Origin of the sequence: Schaalia sp. ORNL0103 (assembly GCF_019429565.1) — a bacterium.
GTDB lineage: Bacteria > Actinomycetota > Actinomycetes > Actinomycetales > Actinomycetaceae > Pauljensenia.
Window position 1 is genome coordinate 1,341,766 of record NZ_JAHXSA010000001.1, and the last position, 20,393, is coordinate 1,362,158.

Annotated in this window: 17 protein-coding genes; 5 read left to right on the plus strand and 12 right to left on the minus strand. The window is 62.9% G+C overall.

The genetic code is table 11. The features are described from left to right. Nucleotides 1-23: 23 nt before the first annotated feature. Nucleotides 24-1,517, minus strand: coding sequence for a glutamine synthetase family protein (locus JJJ16_RS05870; RefSeq protein WP_219751729.1), 1,494 nt, complete (start codon nucleotides 1,515-1,517; stop codon nucleotides 24-26). Between the two features lie 184 nt (nucleotides 1,518-1,701). On the opposite strand from JJJ16_RS05870, the gene JJJ16_RS05875 reads away from it, so the two are divergent. Continuing rightward, nucleotides 1,702-2,865: a family 20 glycosylhydrolase gene (locus JJJ16_RS05875; protein WP_219751730.1), complete on the plus strand. Its 1,164-nt coding sequence runs from the start codon at nucleotides 1,702-1,704 to the stop codon at nucleotides 2,863-2,865. 100 nt (nucleotides 2,866-2,965) lie between these two features. On the opposite strand, the gene JJJ16_RS05880 is transcribed toward JJJ16_RS05875, so the two are convergent. Beyond that, the gene (locus tag JJJ16_RS05880; protein ID WP_219751731.1) at nucleotides 2,966-3,421 is read right to left on the minus strand and encodes a MerR family transcriptional regulator; all 456 of its coding nucleotides are present in this window, start codon (nucleotides 3,419-3,421) and stop codon (nucleotides 2,966-2,968) included. 147 nt (nucleotides 3,422-3,568) lie between these two features. Further along, nucleotides 3,569-4,156: a GNAT family N-acetyltransferase gene (locus JJJ16_RS05885; RefSeq protein WP_219751732.1), complete on the minus strand. Its 588-nt coding sequence runs from the start codon at nucleotides 4,154-4,156 to the stop codon at nucleotides 3,569-3,571. A gap of 280 nt (nucleotides 4,157-4,436) precedes the next feature. On the opposite strand from JJJ16_RS05885, the gene JJJ16_RS05890 reads away from it, so the two are divergent. After that, nucleotides 4,437-7,343: a hypothetical protein gene (locus JJJ16_RS05890; RefSeq protein WP_225905008.1), complete on the plus strand. Its 2,907-nt coding sequence runs from the start codon at nucleotides 4,437-4,439 to the stop codon at nucleotides 7,341-7,343. Nucleotides 7,344-7,361: 18 nt separating this feature from the next. Here JJJ16_RS05890 and JJJ16_RS05895 read toward each other — a convergent pair whose 3' ends face one another. Then, nucleotides 7,362-8,450, minus strand: coding sequence for an EcsC family protein (locus JJJ16_RS05895; protein WP_219751733.1), 1,089 nt, complete (start codon nucleotides 8,448-8,450; stop codon nucleotides 7,362-7,364). A gap of 65 nt (nucleotides 8,451-8,515) precedes the next feature. Then, nucleotides 8,516-9,550, minus strand: coding sequence for an EcsC family protein (locus JJJ16_RS05900; protein WP_219752005.1), 1,035 nt, complete (start codon nucleotides 9,548-9,550; stop codon nucleotides 8,516-8,518). A 163-nt stretch (nucleotides 9,551-9,713) separates the two neighbouring features. Between JJJ16_RS05900 and JJJ16_RS05905 the strand changes: the two genes are divergently transcribed. Then, on the plus strand, nucleotides 9,714-10,532 hold the full coding sequence (locus JJJ16_RS05905; protein WP_219751734.1) for a YbjN domain-containing protein: 819 nt from the start codon (nucleotides 9,714-9,716) through the stop codon (nucleotides 10,530-10,532). A gap of 90 nt (nucleotides 10,533-10,622) precedes the next feature. On the opposite strand, the gene JJJ16_RS05910 is transcribed toward JJJ16_RS05905, so the two are convergent. The 3 genes from JJJ16_RS05910 to JJJ16_RS05920 form a co-directional block, all read right to left on the minus strand. Beyond that, nucleotides 10,623-12,116 (minus strand): alpha-amylase, encoded by a 1,494-nt coding sequence (locus JJJ16_RS05910; RefSeq protein ID WP_219751735.1) that lies wholly within the window; start codon nucleotides 12,114-12,116, stop codon nucleotides 10,623-10,625. A gap of 130 nt (nucleotides 12,117-12,246) precedes the next feature. Next, the gene (locus JJJ16_RS05915) at nucleotides 12,247-13,239 is read right to left on the minus strand and encodes a hypothetical protein (protein WP_219751736.1); all 993 of its coding nucleotides are present in this window, start codon (nucleotides 13,237-13,239) and stop codon (nucleotides 12,247-12,249) included. A 144-nt stretch (nucleotides 13,240-13,383) separates the two neighbouring features. Then, nucleotides 13,384-14,472: an EcsC family protein gene (locus tag JJJ16_RS05920; RefSeq protein WP_219751737.1), complete on the minus strand. Its 1,089-nt coding sequence runs from the start codon at nucleotides 14,470-14,472 to the stop codon at nucleotides 13,384-13,386. Nucleotides 14,473-14,618: 146 nt separating this feature from the next. On the opposite strand from JJJ16_RS05920, the gene JJJ16_RS05925 reads away from it, so the two are divergent. After that, entirely contained in the window at nucleotides 14,619-15,491 is an 873-nt protein-coding gene (locus tag JJJ16_RS05925) for an EamA family transporter (protein ID WP_219751738.1), read from the plus strand. 20 nt (nucleotides 15,492-15,511) lie between these two features. Here the strand turns inward: JJJ16_RS05925 and JJJ16_RS05930 are convergent, their stop codons facing one another. Together JJJ16_RS05930 and JJJ16_RS05935 are read right to left on the minus strand one after the other, a co-directional pair. Continuing rightward, on the minus strand, nucleotides 15,512-16,435 hold the full coding sequence (locus JJJ16_RS05930; protein ID WP_318836529.1) for a hypothetical protein: 924 nt from the start codon (nucleotides 16,433-16,435) through the stop codon (nucleotides 15,512-15,514). Then, nucleotides 16,428-17,225, minus strand: coding sequence for a DUF6318 family protein (locus tag JJJ16_RS05935; protein ID WP_219751739.1), 798 nt, complete (start codon nucleotides 17,223-17,225; stop codon nucleotides 16,428-16,430). Before JJJ16_RS05935 ends, JJJ16_RS05930 begins: the two co-directional genes overlap by 8 nt. Before the next feature lie 323 nt (nucleotides 17,226-17,548). Between JJJ16_RS05935 and JJJ16_RS05940 the strand changes: the two genes are divergently transcribed. Next, nucleotides 17,549-18,514 (plus strand): Abi family protein, encoded by a 966-nt coding sequence (locus tag JJJ16_RS05940; RefSeq protein ID WP_225905009.1) that lies wholly within the window; start codon nucleotides 17,549-17,551, stop codon nucleotides 18,512-18,514. Between the two features lie 66 nt (nucleotides 18,515-18,580). Here JJJ16_RS05940 and JJJ16_RS05945 read toward each other — a convergent pair whose 3' ends face one another. Beyond that, entirely contained in the window at nucleotides 18,581-18,958 is a 378-nt protein-coding gene (locus JJJ16_RS05945; RefSeq protein WP_225905010.1) for a hypothetical protein, read from the minus strand. A gap of 562 nt (nucleotides 18,959-19,520) precedes the next feature. Next, nucleotides 19,521-20,318, minus strand: a complete 798-nt coding sequence (locus tag JJJ16_RS05950; RefSeq protein ID WP_219751740.1) for a DUF6318 family protein — start codon at nucleotides 20,316-20,318, stop codon at nucleotides 19,521-19,523. Between the last annotated feature and the right edge of the window lie 75 nt (nucleotides 20,319-20,393).

Sequence of the window (20,393 nt, forward strand, 5' to 3'; positions counted from 1 at the left end):
TCACGAGGCCGGGGCACGTATCGTCAGCCGATGTGGAAGTAGCGTTCGACGAGGTCTTCCACCGAAATACGCGAGTCGGCCAGGTCGTCGCGCAGGTGCACGTCCCCGAGCGCAACCAGGTGAGACGCCCACGAATCAATGAGGCCCGCGGGGAACACGCCCTTCGCCTCGTAGTCCTCGCGCTGGGTGAGGAGCCTACCGGCGGCCTCGAAGCAGGATCCGGGCAGCTGATCGAGGTCGGGGGTCTGCGAGGCGTCGCCGTCGACCTTGCGCTCGCGCGCGTAGTCGGCCATGCCCGGTTCGGTCAGGCCGATACGTGCCGCAACAGCGATACCGGCCAGCAGCAGGTGGACGGCCGCGGAACCGTCGGGGCTGCGTAGCTCGACCGTTTGGGAGTCGTTCGGCAGCTCGTCGATGGGAGGCTCGGCGGGGTTCGCGTCACGGAACATCGAGTCATCGATGTTCTGCCATCCCAGGGGCACGCGCACGAGGACGGAGCGGTTACGGTCGCCCCAGCAAATCGCCGTGGGGGCCTCCTGGTGCGGCACGAGGCGCAGGAAGGAGGTGGGGACCGTATTGCCGAAGGCGGTCAGGGAAGCGGCATGCGACAGGTAACCGCCGATGACCTTCAGGGCCGTCTCCGTCAGGCCCGATCCGGTCGAGAACTGGTTGACACCATCCTTGACGAGGCGGGTGTGGAAGTGCATTCCCGAACCGGCCTGACCAACCGCGATCTTCGGCGAGAAAGAGACGTGAATGCCGTACGAGTGGGCAACCTCGCGCAGCACCCACTTCGCGAGCACCATCTGGTCGGCGGCATCCAGGGCGTCCACGGGCAGGAATTCGATCTCCTGCTGGACCATCTGACGACCGTCGGACACGAAGTTACCGACCTCCGAGTGGGCGTACTTGACCGAGCATCCCATGGACACCAGGTGCAAGAGGGTCTCCGTGCGCACGCTCTCCCACTTCGAGAAGGGCCCCGATTCGTGGTAGCCGCGCTGCGGTTCGACGGGGAACAGGTCCTCCTCGTCTGAGAAGAGGTAGTACTCGAGTTCGCCGAGGGCCTGCAGTTCGCAACCCGTCTCTTCCTTCAGGGCGCGCTGGGCCTTGCGCAGAATCTCCTGCGGTGCCGAGGCCAGGGGCTTACCGTCGACGTCGTAGAAGCCGCACAGGATATCCAGGGTCGGAATGTGCGAGAAGGGGTTGAGGAAGGACGTGGCCAGGCGGGGCACGACGTACAGGTCGGAGGAGGTCGCCTCGACGAAAGTGAAGAGCGACGAGCCATCAACGCGTTCCCCCAGCGTCAGCACACGATCCAAATGCGCCTTGGACTGGATCGCGAAGTTCAGTGTCTTCAGGCGACCGTCGCCTCCGATGTAGCGCAGGTTGAGCATCCTGATGCCGTTGTCCTCGATATAGCCGATGATGTCAGCTTTCGTAAAATCCTTCGCCGGCTTTCCGAGGTCAGCAACGAGGGGATTTGGACTGAGGGAAACGGTGTCGGTCGACAGCATGAAGCACTCCTCCTTGAGTATGACTGGGTTCACATCAGCACGACCATTGTAGACCCGTTCAACAAACCTGACAGTCGAGAGATAATCGCAACCTTCCACCAATTCCGCAGATTGACGAACGAAAACGCTCCACACCATTAGTGATGCTTGTTACACTTTTTGTAGCCAAGCCCAAGGAGCCGCCATGGCGACCACTCACCCCCGCCTTCCCCACGACACAACCAGACCACCCGCTTGCTCATGGCGCGGTCTCCTCGTCGATTCGGCGCGCACATTCTGGCCGGTCCCCACCATGGAATTACTCCTGACCGTCATGGCCCGCTACCACTTCAACGTCTTGCACTGGCACCTCACCGACAACACCGGGTGGCGTATGCGTGTGCCCGGATACCCCATGCTGACCGCGATCGGCGGAAACATCCCGCGTCAACCCAGCGACTGGTACGACCCCGAGTGCGCTCCCGGCCGAAAAGGCTCATGGCGGCTCACTCCCGCACACTCGACCCAAGGTTTCTACTCGGACGCCAACATACGCCACCTCGTCAACTTTGCAGCGGCGCGCGACATCCGTATCGTTCCGGAAATTTCCATCCCCTCCCGCGCCGGAGCCGCGATCCGCGCCTATCCTCACCTAGGAAACCCCGCCCTCGTCAACGAGGCACCCCACGGGGTCAACCAAACGCTCTGGCCCAGCGCCGCCTCTCTCAACTTCGTCGAAGCTGCGTTTCATCACGCCTGCTCCCTCTTCCCCTCACCAACCATCCACATCGGGGGAGCAACGACCGACTGGACACCATGGGAATCCGATTCCTCCCTCATACGCGCAGGACTCACCTCCGGCGCAGCGATCGAGCGGCTCTTTATCGACCGAGCGCTGCGCACTCTCCACTTTCACGGCAGACGCGCGGCCGCCTGGGACGGCCTCACGAAGGCCTATCCAACACCCCCACCGGGAACCACTCTCCTTGCCAACCGTCCCGGGAACGCTGGACGTCGGGCCGCCGAATCTTCTGGAGCTCCGTGGGTACTGGCGGACGCCGACATTCTCACCCTCAGCCACCCTGGGCGAACCAACAGCCCCCTCGAGCCCGCCCACACTCTCTTCAACAACCTCACCCACGCGTTGCGCGGGGAGCGGCTGAAAGGAGTTGAGGCCGTGGCGTGGTCCTCAACCGTCACCACCCCGGACATCCTCTTCTATCATCTCCTCCCCAGGCTCCTCGTCGTCGCGGAAGCGGCATGGCACGGGGAGGACTCCCTGCCTTGGGACAAGCTGGCGCCGCTCGTCGAGCAGGAGATGGCACACCTGCGGCGCTCAGTCCCCTACTGGAATCCACAACGGCCATGATGAAGGGCCGCGCACCCGAGTCGAATGCGCGGCCCCGTGCCCCCTAGCGGGGCAGGATTCGGAGCAGGCATGAACCCGCCCCACTAGGACTATGAAGGTGCTACGACCAGGCTTTCAGACGCTCAGCGAGAGCGCGTGCTGCAGCATCCAAACGCTCGGCTTCCTGGGCGTCCCCACCCCTGACCGCACGCCAGTAGGAAACTTTCGTCCGCAAGAACTCACGACGCAGCTCAAGAATCTGCGCCTCTTCCCGCAAGCGCTCATCCTGCTGCTCCAGCAAGGTGATGAACTCGGAAATATCACGCTCGCCACCAAGGCCCGAGCGAACGTACTCACGCATATCAGCAATCGACATGCCGGACGCCGACAGGCACGACACCCACGTCAACAGCTCAAGGTCGTCTTCCTGATAGATGCGGTGACCGCTCGAAGGGTCACGCGCGATGGCAGGAATGACGCTCACATCCTCGTAGTAACGCAGGGTGGACGCGGGCAGCCCAACAAGCGCCGCTACCTCCTTGATGGAGTACGTGCGCCCGGAGCCTGTCCCTACCATAGCTTCACCCTAAAAGACCTCAAGTCCTTGAAGTCAAGCGGAAGTGCGGGACGTGCATCACGCGCTGCGACCTGCACAAAGACACAAGCACCCTTCTATCGCCGCACAGGGTTGAGAATCGGCACAAAACGCCTCAGCGCACCTGCGCTAGAGAAGCTCTGCACGCCTCTGGAAAGCCCAGATAGGACAGGTCTCCTCACGCATATGAACGTCGACGCGGTCGAGAAGTTCACAACCGCCATTGAGATAGAAACGCGCATTCTTTTCCGTCGAGGTCACGAATCCGTATGCACGCCCACCACGCTTAGCCACATAATCCGGCAGGACCTTGGAGACCAGCCAGCGCCCCACACCACGGCCTCGCATGCTCGCATCAACGGAGAGAACCTCGAGATACCAGTCGAAATCGCCATTATCGATGGCGATCTGATCAGATCGCTCGGTCGCGTCAAGGAAATCAGCCACGAGGCGCGGGGAAGCATAGCGGAAGAGCTCATAGCCTCCGCTGACGAAGCTACGCACCACACCAACCTTGCGATCGTGCATGAGCGCCGTTGCGACAACACGCCCCTCACACTCCACGACAAGCGCGTGACGCACCCATTGATAGGAGGACGCGAGCATACGATTGATCGCGGCCAGGCATTGCGGGTAACGGTCCGGCCGGTAGAGGTAGGGCTTGAGCATGATGTGCAGCGGATAGTCGAGGAATCCCTCGGTGATAATGCGCGTCATTTCAGGAATATCATCGCGCGTAGCAGGTCGACACTTCACGAGCTACCCCTTCATCGACATGGACATATGAGCAATTTACTATCGAAAACCTAACTGCAGGTAGACACCTGTCATCCTACGGGATAGACGCCGATCTGGCCTTGTCAACGAGGTGTATTTTTCTTTGTCACTCAGCGGTCTTTCACTTGACGATCGGTCAGGTATTCTCACGCACACTCCCCCTCGTTGCTTTGTATCCACGAACGGACGATAATCGAGTGGTTCATATCAGGAGGACTGCATGCGACTCTTTCGCGCCCTGTGCGCCACGCTCGGGGCACTGCTCATCGTGTCGACGCTACCGTCGGGGGCCTATGCCGCCGACGGGCCGACGCTGTCAGAGACATTCGTTCTGACCAAGGACGGCCAGCTCGTCGACACGCTGACGATCATCGACCCGTCGCGGACGATGAGCGAGTCGGCGTGCCAGCCATACGCCGGCAAGTCGTCGGACCAGCACGTTGAGTTCGTGACGCGCGACGACGCGACCGTGTGCCACATGCAACTCATGTACACGAACGCTCAGAATGAATCTGAGTTCTCTATCGAGGACTCAGGCGAGTTCGTCATGACCGCTCACGCCGAGCGCACACTCACCGAGTCTCGAAAGTTGTTCCACCCGGACCTGACGCTGAAGTCTCTGTCCCTGAGCGTCGAGGGAGAGGTGCAGTCCTCCACCGCGGGCGCTTCGACATCTGCGGCGACATACGAGGGCCGCACGTTCTCCGTCACCTCGTGGACCGACACCGTGCCCCAAATGATCACCGTGAAGGGCTCTCTCACCCCTGGCGGAGACCCCAGTGCCGCGGCGACGACGAATGCACTGAAGGATCCGTGGGGCGTGACCCCGATGCCTGCCTCGGCCTCGGCGAGCCCGAGCGCAGCGCCGACGGCGGGCGCTGCCGCCGCACCCGAGTCCTCCGATCCTCCGATCGCTCTTCTCATCGGTCTCATCGTTGGCCTCGTCCTTCTTGTCATCGGCATCGTGGTTGTCGTCTACGTTGTGCGCGCCAAGCGCGGCAAGAAAGCCACATCCGGAACGCAGGCTACAGCCCCGGCTTCTCATGTACGCGGTCCCTCTCCTGATCGTGGGAGCAAGGGCGTGGAGCACTACGCTCCTGCGACACCGATTGCGCCCACCCCTACGTCCGCTCCTGCTCCGGCTCCCACCGAGCATCCTTCGGCCTCGATGAATCCTCCGCAGCCGACACCGCGTGACACCGGTTTCACGTGGGAGCACAAGTCGCGCCCGAAGCCCGCCGCTGCTCCTGCAGCTGCGACCCCGGAGGCTCCCAAGAGGCGACGCTCGCGCAAGGACCACAGGCCCGCAGTCTTCCCTGAGCGCCCTGCCCAGCCGATGACCGGTCAGCCGATGCCTACCGCCGACATGGCCAGCGGCCCCCTCCAGGCCCCGATGACTGACGTTTCTCAGCGCAGCGTGGCCCCGGTCGCACCCCCTGCTTCCCCGCAGGCTCCTACCGTCGCACCGGCCCCGACCACCACTCCGACACCCACGCAAGCGTCCCAGCCGCCCGTCGTGCCGGCGCCGCAGGCCGCAGCAACGGCACCACGGCAAGAGACTCACACGGAGTCCACCTCTGAATCCTCGCTTCGTCGTCGTTCGCGCCAGGCCGCGGAGGCTCAGCCAGCGGCCGACGTTCAGCCGGCGTTCCCGAGCAGACGTTCACAGCGTCAGGCGGTCCGCGACGCGCATGTTCCTCAGCCCATTCCGGCCCCCGAAGAAGCACCTGCGGCACAGCAGGTGCCGATTCCCGTGCCCATGCCTCCCGTTCCGCCCGTGCCGCCGCCTCCCACGAGCGCCATCGACGCTTCCGAGACGATGCTGATCCCGAAGGTGCGCCAGGCTGCTATTCCAATGCCCGAACCGGTCGTCGAGCCCGAGGCGATTGCCAAACCCGAGGCGGTCGCTGTGGTCGAGCCCGAGCCGGTCGCGGAACCCGAACCGGTCGTCGAACCCGAGCCGGTCGCTGTGGTCGAGCCCGAGCCGATCGTCGAACCGGAACCCGTCGCAGTAGTCGAGCCCGAGCCGATCGTCGAACCGGAACCCGTCGTCGAGCCCGAAGCAATCGCCGAACCCGAGCCGGTCGCGGAACCCGAACCCGAACCGATCGCCGAACCCGAGCCGATCCTGGAACCCGAGCCGGTCGCTGTGGTCGAGCCCGAGCCGGTCGCGGAACCCGAACCGGTCGTCGAGCCCGAGCCGGTCGCTGTGGTCGAGCCCGAGCCGGTCGTCGAACCGGAACCCGTCGCAGTAGTCGAGCCCGAGCCGATCGTTGAACCGGAACCCGTCGTCGAGCCCGAGCCGATCGCTGTGGTCGAGCCCGAGCCGGTCGCTGTGGTCGAGCCCGAGCCGGTCGCTGTGGTCGAGCCCGAGCCGGTCGCGGAACCCGTCGCAGTAGTCAAGCCCGAACCGGTCGTCGAACCGGAACCCGTCGTCGAGCCCGAAGCGATTGCCGAACCCGAGCCGGTCGCTGTGGTCGAGCCCGAGCCGATCCTGGAACCCAAGCCGGTCGCTGTGGTCGAGCCCGAGCCGATCATCGAACCGGAACCCGTCGCAGTAGTCGAGCCCGAACCGATCGCCGAGCCCGAGCCCGTCGTGGAACCCGCCCCGGCCTCGTCCACGTCGTTTATTGATGACGCGGAGATGCCGACCGCACAGATTCGTCGTGTCCGTCGAGTAAGGCCCGCGGACTGGGGGACGCCCGAACCGGCCACGCCGGCACAACAGCCCGAGCCCGCCCCTCAGGTGTCCGCGCCCCCGATGACGCCGGCTCCGTTCGAGCAGAGTGCGCCCGCCATGCCTTCGGTCGTCGAGCAGCCGCAGGCACCCGCGTCCCCGCAGATGCCCGCCCCCCTCCAGACGCCGACAGCTCCGGCCCCCTTCCAAGAGGACTGGAACGCGGAGATCTCGCAGAAGAAGGAAGCCCCGCGCGAGCAGGAAGGCGACAAGAAGCGCCGCAGGCTCTGGGGCTGGGGCAAGCGCCGCAAGAAGCGCAACGAGGCCGCCGTCTCGCCCGAACCCGAGATCGACGAGCCGATTGAGTCCTCGCACGCGCCGATGATTTCGGTCGACGCGCAGGACGAGGATGACTGGAACGACTGGCAGAACTGGAACTCGCGCAGCTAAGCGAGCGCCGGGGTGCGCCTACAGGCGACTCTCGGCCTCAGCAAGCTCGACGTAGCGCGCGAGCTCCTCGTCGAGATCGTCCAGATCATCCGTCCCGTCGGACGGAGCCTCAGCCTCCGCGTCTGATTCCTCCTGCCCGTAGCGCTCCAACAGGAGGCGCTCTCGGTAGAGATTGTCCGCCGTCATGCCGATGTTCCGCATGAGGGACGCGTTGAGGACCATACCCACGACAATGCCGATAATCGGCAGGATCTGCGCCATCTTCATGCCGACGAGGCGCGCTCCGAGGGCCGCGAACAAGGAGTTCACGGATGCGGTCAGCGCGTTGTTTCCGACGCTCCCCATCGATCCGCGCTTGGTCATCTTGCGCACCACCTTGTTAAACATGCGCATCGAGGTCTCCTTCTCGACGGCATGGTCATCAACCGTGCTACGCGGGGCGATCGCCTGGGATAAAACCATCGCGGAGAACAGCTTTTCCGCTGGATCCTTCGTGTCATACCCGTAGTACGCAGCCGTGTGCGACACGAGGCGCGCAGAGGAGGCCAAGAACGTCGCGATATCGAGGCCGATTGCCCCCATGATCACGCCGATACCGGGTGCCGAAGCGATGCCCAGGCCAAGGAGAGCCGCAACCGCCCCTCCCGTCGCGAATATGCTGCTCACCGCTCCTTCCGTCGCGGTAACGACGGCATATCCCACCTTCAGGTGGGGCCTGACCAATTGGATCTCTGTCAGGTTCAGGTTTCGGATGTCCTCGAGACACTCCACGTCGTTGCCGGCCCTGCGATACGCCTTCACAATTCGTTCGCGTCGGACCGATGATTCGGCGGCTGATGTCGCCTTCTCGACAAGCCCCAAAACAGCCGATGAGATCCAGCCCGCAATCGCAGCCACACCGGGGATTTTGCGCGCGAGGCCAACCACTTTTTTCAAAGGGGTGAGCACGTACGAACGGATGCGCTGAGTGATGACTCGAGGACTATGAGGGTTGACCTGAGCGGCCTTCCATTCCTGGATCGCATCCCACTGAGCACGATCGCCGTCGGTCATGCGCTGCCGAATATCGTCGCGGGTGCTGTTCTCTTCCTCCGGCTGATCTGTCATACCCCAAGCCTACCCGACCAAGACAAAGCGGCCCACGCCACAGAGCGAGCGGGATTGCGGCTCTCCTACGGGCGACTCTCGGCCTCGGCGATCTCCACGTAGCGCGCGATGTCTGCGCTCAGCTCCTGGCTATCGGCAGGCCTCGCCAGGTCCGTCGAGGCACCATCGGAGGTCTCCACGCGGCCATAGCGTTCGGCGAGGAAGCGCTCGCGATACAGATGATCGGCGGTCTCACCGATGGTGCGCATGAGGGCGGCATTGAGCCCGGCGCTCACGACGACTCCCGCGACAGGGACGATCTGCGCGAGCTTGCGAGACGCCAGACGCACACCCATTGCGCTGAAGAGAGAGTTCATCGCGCTCACGACCACGTTGCCGCCGAGGCCGTCGAGCGAACCGCGCCGGGCAAGGTCACGCATCACCTTGTTGAAGGCCAGCATCGTCGTCTGCTTTTCGACGACGAAATCGTGGCCGCTGCCCGTCGGGTCGATCGCCTGCGAGAGCACCATCGTGGAGAAGAGTCGCTCCGTGGGGTCCTCCGAGTCGTAGCCGTAGTAAGCGGCCGTGTGTGCAACGAGGCGCGTCGCAGCGGCCAGGAAGGTCGTGATATCGACGGCGATAGCCGAGGCCGTGACCCCCACTCCCGGGGCGGAGGCCACGCCCATGCCGAGCACGGCAGCAACGGAGCCACCCGAGGCGAACACGCCGCTCACCGCTCCCTCGGCGGCCGCGGTCGTCGCATAGGCCAGGCCCAGGCGGGGCTTGACGGCGAGGACGTCGTCGAGCGACAGCGAGCGGATGTCCTGCAGGGACCGCACGTCAAAGCCCGCGGAACGGTAGGCCTTGAGGATGCGCTTGCGGCGCACCGAGGCCTCGGATGCGGAGGCTGCCAGCTCGACGAGGCCGAGGGCAGCGGAGGACACGGTTCGGGTGAGTGCCTCACCGCCGGGCACCTTGCGCGCGATAGACACCGCCTTACCCAGGGGTGCGAGGGCCGCCGAGCGGACGCGCTGCGAGATGACGCGGGGGCGCATCGGGCGCATCTGAGTGTCCTTCCACCGCTGGATTTCATCCCACTGGGCGGCGTCGGACTCGCTCATGCGTGCGCGCAGATCGTCAGACATGCTCTCCCCGTTTCTCTCGCTGGAGCTAACTCACCAACACTACACAGTGAGGGCCGAGATCGGCGCTATGGCACGTCCGCGTCCCCTGTTATGCTTGTGACCTGGTAGTCAGATTCGGCCTCGATACGAAGGAGCTTCCGTGGAATCTCGTGAGTCGCTCATCAACCAGATTGCTCTTCTCCATGAGGAGAAGGAACACCAGAAGATCATCGCGCTCATCGAGGGACAGCCCCCGGCCGCGATGGACTACGAGCTGACCAGCCTTCTGGCACGCGCCTACATCAACTACGCCCAGCCCTACATGGATTCCTTCCAGGAACACATCAAGCACGCGGTGGAGCTGCTGCGCAGCGTTGAGGCCGAGGGCATGGCGGACCCGCAGTGGTACTACCGCATCGGCACTGCCCTCTACTGGCAGGACGAGGAAGAAAGCGCCATGACGTACCTGGAGCAGTGCCTCGCGATGGATCCGACCCACGAGGACGCTCCGCAGGTCATCGAGGAGTGCAAGCGCGCCCTCGAGCGTCGCACAGTCGTGCGTCCCCTCGACATGCGTGCGCTTGTCGACTTCTTCGAGCGCAACGACTACAGGTACGAGGTCGAGGACAATCGCCTGCGCACAGGCTTCACGAACGGCTACTACGTGTTCTCCGTGATCGACGACGGCGCGGACCTGAGCATGTGGGGCGGCATCCGCGAGGATGTGTCGATGGAGCTGCGCCCGCGTCTCATCCAGGCGTGCAACGACTGGAACGCGGCCACCAAGTGGCCCAAGGTCTACGTGGCGACGCTGGACGACGGCACGCAGCGCGTGTGCGCCGAGCAGTTCGTCTCGTCTCGCTACGGCATGACTGACGCGCAGGTGTCGATCAACATCGACCGTTTCATTTCCGCGTCCGAGTCCTTCTTCAAGGAGCAGATCGAGCGCATCCCCGCACTGGGTGGCGCGAGCGAGTAACGCTCGCACAGAAACGTTCCCCGGCCTCGTCTTTTCGGACGAGGCCGGGGTTCGTTATGCGATCACTGCCCGACGCGCTGCGCCAATGCTCTACGCATTGCTGCGCGGCACGTAGACGCTGAGGCCGCCGTCGCTGACAACGCCCGTAAGTGTCCCGTCATCCGCGACGCGCACAGACGGGTGGCCTCCGATGACGCACTCCCACTCCTGGCCCGCCTGACGATGGCCCACGTAGAGGGTCTTCTCTGCGGCCATCCGGTCGGAGAGGATGACGGCGCAGCCGGAGCCGGGCACCTCGTCCTTGCCTTCGCGGGCAAAGCCCACGACGTCAGGGTTGTCGAAAGCGTTGTGCTGCGGGCCGACGGCCGCGCGGGCGCGAATCGACATGAGGATCGGCAGCTCACGCACGGCGGGCAGGTCGTCGGAATCAGGGGAACCGAGGAGGTCACCCCAGAACACGCAGGGAACCCCGGCCTCGTTGAAGAGGATGAGGGCGTAGGCGGCCGCCTTGAACCAGGGGGCGACCGTGGAGGCCAGAGACTGGCCGGGCTGCGTGTCGTGATTTTCGACGAAGGTGACGGACTTGTCGGGGCGGGATGCCGTCAGCGTGTTCTCCCACAGGCGCGCGAGGTCCACGTTGCCGTCCGACACCGACGCATCGTGCAGGTGATAGTGCAGGGGAACGTCGAAGAGCATGACGTTGGGGACCCGCTCAAGGTAGCCCTCGAGCTCGCGCACGTCGCCGCTCCAGTACTCGCCGACGGCGGGCAGGGGGCGGCCCGTCGAGGCGCGCAGGTCGTTCAGCCAGCGGGCGTAGAAGTCCGATCCCACGTGCTTGACGGCATCCAGGCGCAGACCATCCACGCCGGTCGTCTCGACGTACCACTGACCCCAGCGGTCCAGCTCCTCACTGACCCGGGGCTCGGTGACGTGCACATCGCAGCCCATCAGGTAGTCGAAGTTGCCGAACTCGGTGTCGACGGAGTCATTCCACTGCTTGCCTTCAAAGAGCCACAGGCCGTTGCGTTTCGTCGCTTCATCCCAGTCGATGCCGTGGAAGCACGTCCAGTCCCACTTGAAGTCCGAGTACGCGCCCGCGCGCCCCGGGAACGTGAAGCGTGTCCACGCCTCGATCGTCTCGGGCTCCCCGATCGCCTCATGGCGATTCTGGGGGTTGATCGGGGTGGCTCGCACGGTCTCGGACGCGTCGGCGCCCATGCGGTGGTTGAGGACGATGTCGGCACACACGGCGATGCCCGCCGCGTGCAGAGCCTCGATGGCGGCCAGGTACTCGTCCTTCGTCCCGTACTTCGTGGGCACGGAGCCCCTCTGGTCAAACTCGCCCAGGTCGTACAGGTCGTAGACGCCGTAGCCGACGTCGTTAATGCCCTCGTGGCCCTTGTAGGCGGGCGGCAGCCAGATGATGGTGACACCCAGGTCCGCGATCTCTTGGGCATGCTCGGCGAGGTAGCGCCAGTGGCTGGCGTCCGGGACCATGTCCCAGGCGAAGGCCTGCAGGATCAGGGGGCCCGCCTCCGTCAGGGACGAGGCCAGGGCCGCTTCAGTCGTCTCATTCACCCGCATATCGTGGCAGGTTTCCCCTCCCCCGGGCACGTGAGGAAGGCAAACAGTGGCGGGGTATACACGGTAACGAGGCCGGGGCTGGGTACCGCTGATGCGCGCGATCCCGGCCCGGGCCTCGTCGGTGATGTCGTTACTTGCGGCGCCCGAGGCGCCCCTTCAGGCCCCCGGAGAGGCTGGAGGCGCCGTCGGCGATGCCCGAGGCCGCACTCTTGGCGCCGACCATCACGACCTTCGCTTTGCCGCGCAGGCCCTTCTTGATAGTCGTCGCGGTCTCGGGTGTCTGCCCCTTTGTGGACGCACCCAGACGATGCTGGTCCCACTCCTCAACGCTGACGCCCGGAGGCGGGATCTCGCGCAGGTGCTCCTTGAGGAGCGCGGATTGGGACTGGAGCGCCATGAAAGTCAGGCCGCTCGACACGAATCCTCCGATGACGGGGACAATCTTCGAGAATCCCTTGGCGGCGGTGCTCTTCGTGATGTTGATGCCGATGAGGCGCAGGCTGTGCTTGACGACCGGATACCAGGTGATGCTCATCAGGGCGCGTTTTGTCGCGTGGTTCTGGTAGGCGGTCTTGGCGGCCACGCGTGCGAAAGCCGTCAGGGACTGGGCGGCGCCCCCGACCCCCAGCATGGCGCCGAAAAACACGGCGAGTACTCCGAGTGTGTCGTCGTCGGTCTCTCGGCCGTCCGGGAGGAGCTCGCCCCAGCCGTACAGGTAGGCGAGCTTTTGCATGATCCTCAGCGCGTGCGCGTAATACTGCATCAGATCCGCGGGGATCGTGCCGAGCATCGCGAAGCCGCCGGGGATACCCGCGACGAAGGAGATGGCCGCCGACTTGTTCGTCTCATAGGAGATTGCCTCCTCTGCGAGCCTGTCGATCGCGGTCAGGGGCACGCCCGCCATCATGGGGCTTGAGCCGAGGGCTCGCGCGATTGCGTCGTCGCTCAGGTGGAGCTTGCGCAGCTCCTGACGCAGGAACTCCTCGCGGTTGATGCGCACGCCGGGCACGCGCACGACCTTCGCTAGGAAGTCGAGTGCTCGCTGTTCCACCTCGGGTTGCTGCCCCGCGGCGACTCTTGTCGGCTGGCTGCTGTGGGCGCCGGCGTTCGTCGTGTCGGGCATCGAGTTCCTCCTCGTCTCGCGACGCGCGGACAGCGCGCATCCGGTCCCACTCTAGCGGGCGACGCTCACTCAGCGCAGGCGTCACGAGGCCGGGGCTAGGCCGCGCTGTCATACGTCCCCGCCCCGGCCTCGTCGGTGATGCCGTTACTTGCGCCGGCCGAAGAGTCCCTTGACGCCTTCCGCAATGCCGGAGGCCGCGGTCATCGCGCCATCGGCGATGCCAGAGGCCGCAGTCTTTGCGCCACTCGTGACGGCCTTGGTCGTGCTCTCGAGCACTTGCTGGGCGTTGTCCAGCACGCCCGGCTCCTGATCGTCGGGGGTCGCGTCACTAACGGCCTGCTTCCAGACTTCGGCGTCCACTCCTGGAGCCGGCAGCTCACGCAGGTGATTCTTGAGGCGGTGGGACTGGGACTGAAGCGACACGAAGGTCATGCCACCCGACAGGAAGCCCCCGACAACGGGGATGGCTTTGGACGCACCCGAAGCAAGCCCATCCTTGGTCACCTGGACACCAATGTACTTCAGGCTATGTTTCATGACCGGGTACCACGAAGTCTTCGTGAGAGCCTGCTTCGCGAATTGCTTTTGGAATGCAGGCATCGCGACCGAGCGCGCAAACGTCGTCAGCGACTGGGCCGCGCCGCCCACACCAAGCATGACGCCAAAGAATACAGCAAGGATACCGATAGTCTCGTCGTCGACCTCGTCCATGTCATTCAGCAAATCACGCCAGCCGTACAGGTAGGCGAGCTTCTGCATGATTCTCAGCGCATGCGCGTAGTACTGCATCAAATCGGCTGGAATCGCCCCCGCCATCAATAGGCCACCGGGAAGCCCCGCCACAAAGGACATCGATGCCGACTTATTCGTTTCGAAGGAGATGATACCGTCGGCGAGCTTGTCGAGGTCAGTCAAGGACACGCCTGCGAGCACCGGGTTCGAGTCGACCGCGCTCGCGATTGCGTCGTCGCTCATGTGGAGTTTGCGGAGCTCCTGACGCAGAAACTTGTCACGGGTGATCCGCACGCCGCGGATACGCACGACCTTCTTGAGGAATTCGATCGCGTACTTTTCGGCCTCCACATTCTGTTCTGCAATCTTTTCTTTCAGGTCTTCGATGCCTTCTGTCGTTTCGTGTGTCGGCTCAGATTCACCACTCGTGTCGGAGACGAATTCTCGACCGTCTTCTTCGAGTTCCCCGTTGACGCCGAGCTCGTCGAGGTTGTCGCTCATCTCGTTCCTTTACACTCCATTGTCGCCTCAGCACGAGGTCTGAATACGCGACAACTATAACCTAGTTTTCCTCCATGCTGGCGCTCGTGACACACCATCATTGTGCTCAGGTGTGAGAACGTCAGGAACGAACATATTCTGGTCTCATGTGGATCCTCGCTGCCTGCTTGTCAGCCCTGTTCGCGGGGCTGACTGCCGTCCTGGCGAAGGCGGGCGTCGCGTCGACGAGTTCGACGGTCGCGACGGCGCTGCGCACGGTTGTCGTGGCCGCGGGGGCGTGGGGTATGGCGGCGCTGACGGGAACGGCCTCCGGCGTTACCTCTATCGACGGGGCATCTGCGCTGTTCCTAGTGTTGTCCGGGTTGGCGACGGGGGCCTCGTGGCTGTGCTATTTCGCGGCGCTGTCTCGGGGGGACGTGTCCCGCGTGGCGCCGATCGACAAGCTGTCGACGGTCCTGGCGATCATCCTCGCACTCATTCTGCTGGGCGAGCCGGTGAGTGTGTGGGGCGCGGCCGGGATTATCGCGATCACGGCGGGGACGCTTCTGATGGTGGAACCCGCTGAGCTATCGGGCCTTCCTCGCGCGCTGCGCGGGGGCGGGAGCTGGCTGACGTTCGCGCTCGCGTCCGCTCTGTTTGCCGCGTTGACGTCGATCCTTGGGAAGGTCGGCATTTCTGGGGTTGATCCGACGCTGGGGACGGCGGTGCGCACGCTGGTGGTGCTGGCGATGGCGTGGGTGATCGTGGGCGCGCAGGGCCGCATGGGCGAGGTGCGGTCGATTCCGGGTCGCGAGCTGGCGTTTATCGTCGCGTCGGGTGCTGCGACGTGCGCGTCGTGGCTGGCGTACTATCACGCGTTGAAGGATGGGCCTGCCTCGGTCGTGGTGCCCATCGATAAGCTGTCGATCCTCGTGACCGTCGCCGTGTCAGCCGTGGCGTTTCACGAGCGTTTCACGCTGCGCTACCTGCTCGGCCTCGCCCTCATGTGCGTGGGGACGGCGGCCATGGTGGTGGCGTAGATTCGCGCCTGCTCGGCGTGTTAGTGGCCTTGTTTTTCTTCTGAGGTGTCGGTGTTGTTGACGATGAGTTGACCGAGGGGGAATGGGCCGGTTGTTTCGGTGGTGGTGACCAGGCCGTTGATGGTCTGGGTGTCGCCGGTGAAGGGGTTGGTGGCCGTGCCCGCCCAGGTTGTGGTGAGTGTGATGGTGCGGGTGGCACTGGGGTATGGGCCGTCGAGGAAGGACTTCCACCCGTTGGGAGCCTTGTAATAGTGGCGGATCAGGGCGGGGTCGGTGTTGGGGTCCATGCCTTCTTGCCAGGGCATTCCCGGCGAGGTCGTGGTGAGGTCCGGGGTTCCATCCCCCCAGCTCCACGTGTAGGACGTGGCCGTCAGAGTGATGGTGATGTCGTGGCCCAACAGCGTGACGGTGTGGGCCTGCGTGGGATGCGTGGCGGCAACAAGCGTGGGAATGTACTTGTTCGTGTACGACACTCCCTCAGGCCGCTTATACAGGCCCGCGCCATCGGCATGGATCGTCGTGGCCGCGTAGTACAGGATCTCCCGCGTGGTTGGAGCCTGCCCCGCGTTATTACCGTCCCCCTTCCGTGTAATGTGCGTGCACACAAATGGGGCAGATTCAGTCCCATCCGGCAACGTCACTGTGTGCATTGTGTGACCATCGCACTTATCGTCCTCCGCGTAGGCGTGCGCCTCTGCGCTTGCATCAGCAGAATTCGACAGACGGATCGAGTCATCATTTGATGATTCTGTACTGGGCTGCGCACCGTTGTTGTATTGGTTTCTCCCTTGTTGAAGAAGTGCATCGATAGAATCGCCGTGCGCATCTGTATCAAAATTCGGAGGAGGATCAGATCCTTCCGCGCGCACTGATTGAGGAAGAACCACAACTGCCAGAATTGCCAGAATTATTGCTGACCAGACTCCGAGAATTTTCTTAGTCATCAGTTTTTTCCATTCCAGCTCGAGTCACGACCCAGTGCCCATCGTCCCATGTCAGCACTAATGCGAAGATGGAATGGTACTGCTGCTCGTGCACATATATATTCTTCTTCTGACAAATCGTCCCGTCCACTGAGTTAATAGCTAAGACCACAGCAACCGCATTGTCGGCTCCATCTCCGTCCGACGCTTCAGCAGGTTCGAGCTTGAGAACATGTTCCACGATCGACGAATCGTTGTATAGCCATCCCTCGTCATAGAGGGATCTAATCCTCTGTGTCACTTCGCGAGCGAACTGCGAATCACTAGCGGACATCTCTTCGAATAGCCCTGTGTCTCCGGTGTTCCATGCATAGACCATGAGGGCGAGATAATGCTCCGCAGCGGCCTCGGCACCTCGTTCACTGTTTTCCTTGGCTTCTTCTGGTAGTTCCGGTTTGGTGTAGGTGTCTGCCGCGAACTCGGCGGGGCGCACGAGGACTCCGTCGGGGCCGATTACGTAGCCGCCTGACATCGGAGGTTCACTCGATGCTGACGGCATGGGGGCGGGGTGCACGGTGGGTGTTGCCGCAGTGCTGGGGCGATCGTTCCACGAGCTGATGCTCGCGCCCAGCGTGTAGGCACCAACAGCTGCCACAGCCACCAGCACGGTGAGACCGATGCCGATTGCCCACGGGCGCAGCGCTGCGCGCGTGGCTGCTAGGGAGCGCTTCTTGCGGCGCGCTGGCTGGGTGAGGAAGTCTTGCTCGCATTCCTCGGTGTCGGGTCGCTCGGATAGGGGTGGGACCTTCATGGTGTGTGTGCCTCCACGGTGAGGTGTCCTCCGACGTCCCCATCGTTGGGGGCGCGTCCTTTCTCATCAGGGTACGCGCAGAACCGACACGAAATACTAAGAATGCTGCGCAACCATCACGCAAATCCTCCCACCCACACCACCACAACCGCACAAACGTGCACACTCAGCCCCGGCCTCGTCCATTCAGTGTGTGAGTTCGCGCGTAACAGGCAGGGAGACTTGAGTCCGAAGCGGACGGCGTTGTAGACTTCAGGTAACCGTTCAGCCCGCCGCTCCCTCGGAGCGGACGGGCTGGATTTCTATCTGGAAGGTCAGATGGTATGGACGAGCAGGTCAAAGATCCGACTACTGTCGACGAACAGATCCGCATCTTGTCTGAGCGAGGCATGCACGTGGATATCGATCTCGCGCGCCAGTGGCTTCGTAGTGTTTCCTACTACCGATTGTCCGGCTACTGGTACCCCTATCGCGAGCAACTTCAGTCGGACACCAGAATGCCTGTCCGCGCCGACACCTTCGTTCCGGGGTCAACCTTCAGTGAGGTAACCGGCTTGTACGAGTTCGACCGCAAGCTACGAACCCTCGTCCATGATGGTATCGAACGCATTGAAATCGCATTGCGCACGCGTGTCGGCGAGTGGATCGTCACCCACGGACCACTGGCATATGAAGAAAAGAACCTGTTCCACGCAGACTTCGACCACAAGACGTGGCTGAAAACTGCTCGCAGGCGCATCCAGCGCGCTGAGGGAAATAATGCCGCAATCAGGCACTATGCAGACAAGTACGAGGGGTACCCATTTTGGGTACTCGCCGAAACACTCGACTTCGCCGATATTTCGAAGCTCTACGCTGGACTCCCCACCAACGCACAACACGAGATATCACGTAGCTTCGGATTTGCCGTCGAGCCTATGGCATTGAAAGGAAAGCACCGAAAAAACTACTACACGCGTGATCCTTTAGCTCGATGGTGCGAGCAGCTGACACTCATACGTAATGTTTGTGCTCACCACGGACGCCTGTTCAACAGGAACCTTCTGCCGGCATCGACCGTCGCATTTCGCACAATCGACAGCTTGAAGTCACTTCCCGAGGGCCAGAGCGACAAAGTCTTTGGCTCGCTTCTCGTCATGGGTTTCATGCTGCATAACATCTCACCCGGCACTAGCTGGGCAGCCAAACTGAGCGACTTGGTGCACGACGATTACGAACGACTCGCTCTACGGTCAGTCACCGAGATGGGTTTTCCGTCCAATTGGGCCAGCAGCTTCATTCACCTATAAAGCAAACGACACGACCATCGCGTCGCTACAGATCTAGTCCGCTTCGGCGATTAACCATACAACCGTCTAGTGGCCTTGTTTTTCTTCTGAGGTGTCGGTGTTGTTGACGATGAGTTGACCGAGGGGGAACGGGCCGGTTGTTTCGGTGGTGGTGACCAGGCCGTTGATCGTCTGGGTGTCGCCGGTGAAGGGGTTGGTGGCCGTGCCCGCCCAGGTTGTGGTGAGTGTGATGGTGCGGGTGGCACTGGGGTATGGGCCGTCAAGGAAGGACTTCCACCCGTCGGGCGCCTTGTAATAGTGGCGAATCAGAGCGGGATCCGTGTTGGGGTCCATGCCCTCTTGCCAGGGCATCCCCGGCGAGGTCGTGGTGAGGTCCGGGGTTCCGTCTCCCCAGCTCCACGTGTAGGACGTGGCCGTCAGAGTGATGGTGATGTCGCGACCCAACAGTGTGACGGTGTGGGCCTGCGTGGGATGCGTGGCAGCGACGAGCGTGGGAATGTACTTGTTCGTGTACGAGACCCCCTCAGGCTGTTTGAGGAGACCCGCGCCGTCGGCATGGATAATTGTTGCCGCCGCTAGGAGAAGGTCGCGAGTTGTGGGCAGTTGTGCGGGGTCTCGCGTAACAGTCCCTGTGACGGGGTCAAATGGCAGTGAGCAGTCCTCGTCTGAGACGTGACCATCATTCGGAGCGGTTCCAATGGATACCGACGCACACCTTGCCCAGTTCCAGTAGCGCTCAGCTTCTGGCGCTGCCGCACCTTCAGCTGTCTGCTGGTTCCTCTGAGTATCCACGGTTGAGGTGCCGCCACCTTGCTGAGAAGAAGCCTGGTCATGGTCATGACGCCAGACTCCGGCCTGTATTCCTCCAGGTGCAGAAGATGCACAAAAGCCAGATGGAGCACCCGATTCAATATCACACGATGTCGGTACGCTATCGGCGAATGAAGCAGATGCTTGTCCAAGCATTAGCAGGGACCCCAATGTCATACCAATCAAGCGCAGTGTTCTACTTATCGTTGCCATGAGGAATGTTCCCATCGGTTACAAGCCACCGGTCGCCCTGCCATGTCATGAAAAGCGCAAAGCTCACGGTGTATTCGTTATCGCTTACGACGATTCGCTGTCCTTGACAAGATGTTCCATTGGTAGTCGTTACATGGAATAGAACGCCGATAGTGTTGGGTGGTGCACCCATTTCTGCCGTAACGGGTTCGACTTCCACGATGCTCGTAATGGCTGCACTGTTCCCGTATGCCCAACCGTTCGAGTAAAGCGAATTGATGGCATTAATGTACCCATCGGCGAACGGGACATTCTCCGCGGACAAGCTCGCCAAAGTTTGTGTGTCACCCGTGTTCCACGCGTAGCTGAGACTAGCCACGTAGTGTTCAGCAGCGAGTTCTGCACCTCGTTCTGTGTTTTCTTTGGCTGTTTCGGGTAGTTCGGGCTTGGTGTAGGTGTCTGCCGCGAACTCGGCGGGGCGCACGAGGACTCCGTCGGGGCCGATCGCGTATCCGCCCGACATGGCGGCCTCGCTCGATGCTGACGGCATGGGTGCGGGGTGCACGGTGGGTGTTGCCGCGGTGCTGGGGCGATCGTTCCACGAGCCGATGCTTGCGCCCAGCGTGTAGGCACCAACAGCTGCCACAGCAACCAGCACGGTGAGCCCGATACCCATTGCCCACGGGCGTAGTGCTGCTCTCTTGGCAGCCAGAGCGCGTTTCTTGCGGCTTGATGTCGGGGTGAGGAAGTCTTGCTCTTCTTCCTCGGTGACGGGTCGCTCGGATAGGGGTGGGACCTTCATGGTGTGTGTGCCTCCACTGTGAGGTGTCCTCCGACGCGCCCCACCGTTGGGGGCGGTCTTTTCTCATCAGGGTAC

What these genes read in the sequence shown, in the direction of transcription:
- JJJ16_RS05870 (WP_219751729.1), bottom strand. Translation starts at nt 1,517, where the DNA reads ATGCTGTCGACCGACACCGTTTCCCTCAGTCCAAATCCCCTCGTTGCT.
- JJJ16_RS05875 (WP_219751730.1), top strand. Translation starts at nt 1,702, where the DNA reads ATGGCGACCACTCACCCCCGCCTTCCCCACGACACAACCAGACCACCC.
- JJJ16_RS05880 (WP_219751731.1), bottom strand. Translation starts at nt 3,421, where the DNA reads ATGGTAGGGACAGGCTCCGGGCGCACGTACTCCATCAAGGAGGTAGCG.
- JJJ16_RS05885 (WP_219751732.1), bottom strand. Translation starts at nt 4,156, where the DNA reads ATGACGCGCATTATCACCGAGGGATTCCTCGACTATCCGCTGCACATC.
- JJJ16_RS05890 (WP_225905008.1), top strand. Translation starts at nt 4,437, where the DNA reads ATGCGACTCTTTCGCGCCCTGTGCGCCACGCTCGGGGCACTGCTCATC.
- JJJ16_RS05895 (WP_219751733.1), bottom strand. Translation starts at nt 8,450, where the DNA reads ATGACAGATCAGCCGGAGGAAGAGAACAGCACCCGCGACGATATTCGG.
- JJJ16_RS05900 (WP_219752005.1), bottom strand. Translation starts at nt 9,550, where the DNA reads ATGAGCGAGTCCGACGCCGCCCAGTGGGATGAAATCCAGCGGTGGAAG.
- JJJ16_RS05910 (WP_219751735.1), bottom strand. Translation starts at nt 12,116, where the DNA reads ATGCGGGTGAATGAGACGACTGAAGCGGCCCTGGCCTCGTCCCTGACG.
- JJJ16_RS05915 (WP_219751736.1), bottom strand. Translation starts at nt 13,239, where the DNA reads ATGCCCGACACGACGAACGCCGGCGCCCACAGCAGCCAGCCGACAAGA.
- JJJ16_RS05920 (WP_219751737.1), bottom strand. Translation starts at nt 14,472, where the DNA reads ATGAGCGACAACCTCGACGAGCTCGGCGTCAACGGGGAACTCGAAGAA.
- JJJ16_RS05925 (WP_219751738.1), top strand. Translation starts at nt 14,619, where the DNA reads ATGTGGATCCTCGCTGCCTGCTTGTCAGCCCTGTTCGCGGGGCTGACT.
- JJJ16_RS05930 (WP_318836529.1), bottom strand. Translation starts at nt 16,435, where the DNA reads ATGACTAAGAAAATTCTCGGAGTCTGGTCAGCAATAATTCTGGCAATT.
- JJJ16_RS05935 (WP_219751739.1), bottom strand. Translation starts at nt 17,225, where the DNA reads ATGAAGGTCCCACCCCTATCCGAGCGACCCGACACCGAGGAATGCGAG.
- JJJ16_RS05940 (WP_225905009.1), top strand. Translation starts at nt 17,549, where the DNA reads ATGGACGAGCAGGTCAAAGATCCGACTACTGTCGACGAACAGATCCGC.
- JJJ16_RS05950 (WP_219751740.1), bottom strand. Translation starts at nt 20,318, where the DNA reads ATGAAGGTCCCACCCCTATCCGAGCGACCCGTCACCGAGGAAGAAGAG.